Origin of the sequence: Burkholderia sp. BCC0322, from assembly GCF_902833045.1 — a bacterium.
GTDB lineage: Bacteria > Pseudomonadota > Gammaproteobacteria > Burkholderiales > Burkholderiaceae > Burkholderia.
In genome coordinates this window covers 1-1,819 of record NZ_CADFDU010000044.1, presented here as the reverse complement: position 1 = coordinate 1,819, position 1,819 = coordinate 1, and the positions used below count along the sequence as shown (strand labels likewise).

3 protein-coding genes are annotated in these 1,819 nt (G+C 29.6%); all 3 read left to right on the top strand.

Annotated features, from left to right (window positions below):
* Positions 1-341: 341 nt before the first annotated feature.
* The 3 genes from HWX39_RS35785 (at position 342) to HWX39_RS35775 (ending at position 1,689) form a co-directional block, all read left to right on the top strand.
* Positions 342-602 carry a hypothetical protein gene (locus tag HWX39_RS35785; RefSeq protein ID WP_175972151.1) on the top strand — a complete coding sequence of 87 codons (261 nt, stop codon included), beginning with the start codon at positions 342-344 and terminating at the stop codon, positions 600-602.
* Between the two features lie 158 nt (positions 603-760).
* Positions 761-1,030 carry a hypothetical protein gene (locus HWX39_RS35780; protein ID WP_175972150.1) on the top strand — a complete coding sequence of 90 codons (270 nt, stop codon included), beginning with the start codon at positions 761-763 and terminating at the stop codon, positions 1,028-1,030.
* Entirely contained in the window at positions 1,027-1,689 is a 663-nt protein-coding gene (locus HWX39_RS35775; protein ID WP_175972149.1) for a hypothetical protein, read from the top strand. The genes HWX39_RS35780 and HWX39_RS35775 overlap by 4 nt, the downstream gene beginning before the upstream one ends.
* Positions 1,690-1,819: the final 130 nt, after the last annotated feature.

Sequence of the window (1,819 nt, the reverse complement as noted above, 5' to 3'; positions counted from 1 at the left end):
CATTATTGTCGTCCCTATGGGACTCCCGCTATTGAAAGCAAGTCGTAGCTTGCTAAACAGCCAGATAGACACCGCACCTACGGACAAGCCCAAAGGCTAGGGTTTTCACTCTCCACACAGCTAAAACCTACTAGAACGGCTTTTGAGCCGTTTTTTTATGTCCAAGCCACAACCACACCAACCAACCTAGAAAAATCGCTTGTAGACCGTTCTGTGAGGTCGCTTTTTGACCTGGCACACCTGGAACAATGATATCGAATTTTTCTAATCTCTTATCTTACTATTGATTAACATTATTGATTTATTAAAATAAAAATACCATTCATAAGGAGATAAATAAAATGGAAAATTTAACAGACAGAGCTATAAAAATGTCTAATGAACAATTAAGAGCAATTTTAAGACACGAAGAATTAGATGTTAAAAGTCTTGAATTGGAGATAGATAGATTAATAGCAAAAATCAAAGAAATGAAATTCAATCTATCAATCAAAGAGTCAACTATTAGAGCAATTGAACAAGCTTTAATAATGAAAGAAATTTACAGACCAGAAGACTTAGAAGATAGAACAAGTCTTTTTGACCCATTCAAGGATGAATAATTATGAAATTAGACGGAAAATTTTTTAGAGAATTTAGACCAGAAGAAAGCCTAAACGACAACACCAACAACAAAAAATTAATTACTTGGGTAAGCATTACCTATTCAATATTGTTCTTAATTTTTATCATTGAATACATTTTATAAGGAGAAAAAACAATGAACCTACTACAAAAAAAGATTAATCAATTCAAATATGAATTTAAAAAAATCAGTCAAGACAACAACCTTTTTTATACTTACCTATCTGGCTTTATATCTGTATTGTCTTTCAGTATTCTTTACATATTTACAAGAGATTTAAAATTTCCAATAGCTTTTTCTCTTATATGCTTTTTATTCTTATCATTGGCAATGAGAAAAATCTACAACAAACACGAAGAAATTTATATTTTTGAAGAATTGGAAAAATATAAAAATAGTCTATGAAACTAACACAAGAAGAAAAAATAACAGTCCTATTTGACGAATTTTTTAAAGCAAAAAAGTTCTTAATTTCAATCAATCAAGATAAAGAAACAGAACTAGACAGCCTAACAAAATTTCATATCAATAGGGCTTTATTTTATTGCCAACCATTTATTAAAGATAGTTCTTTTGACGATAGACACGGTGTAGCATATTTTAATTACAACCAAATACTTTTTAACATTAATGAACTTGATTACAACTTTGAAGCTGATTTTTTTATTCCTGAATGTTTAGTAATTCACGAACTAACACATTTAATTCTTTATTATTTTTCAATGATGTATGACCATAAACCGATGACAGAACACAATTTAGAATTTGTTATTTTTAACTATGCTCTGTTCTATCGTTATACAAATTCAGTCTATCTTTTAAGACCATATGACATTCAAGATGAACCAAACTTTGAAGATTTAAAAATTGATTTAGATAAGTTTAGTCAATTCATTAAGACAATAAAATTTAAAAACCTTAACGAACTTTATTTAAAAACTGTTCACTATTCCAACAAGATAAGACTAAAAAACCAAAAGACTTTTTCACAAAAAATCTTTCCAACACCAAAGACTTTTTTTCAAAAAATCTTTCAATCACTCAAAACCTTTTTAAAAAATTAAGAGCTTAACGCCTCTTTTTTTTTGGGGAAATTCCACCCCGAAAATTACAAGTTAATTTTCTCAAACATAGTGCAACCACTTTAAAAGTGTTCGCTATTCTGCCAAGCCCTACGGGGCTTGAAATGGGGTG

Coding starts and splice junctions, on each gene's coding strand:
- HWX39_RS35785 (WP_175972151.1), top strand. CDS start 342: ATGGAAAATTTAACAGACAGAGCTATAAAAATGTCTAATGAACAATTA.
- HWX39_RS35780 (WP_175972150.1), top strand. CDS start 761: ATGAACCTACTACAAAAAAAGATTAATCAATTCAAATATGAATTTAAA.
- HWX39_RS35775 (WP_175972149.1), top strand. CDS start 1,027: ATGAAACTAACACAAGAAGAAAAAATAACAGTCCTATTTGACGAATTT.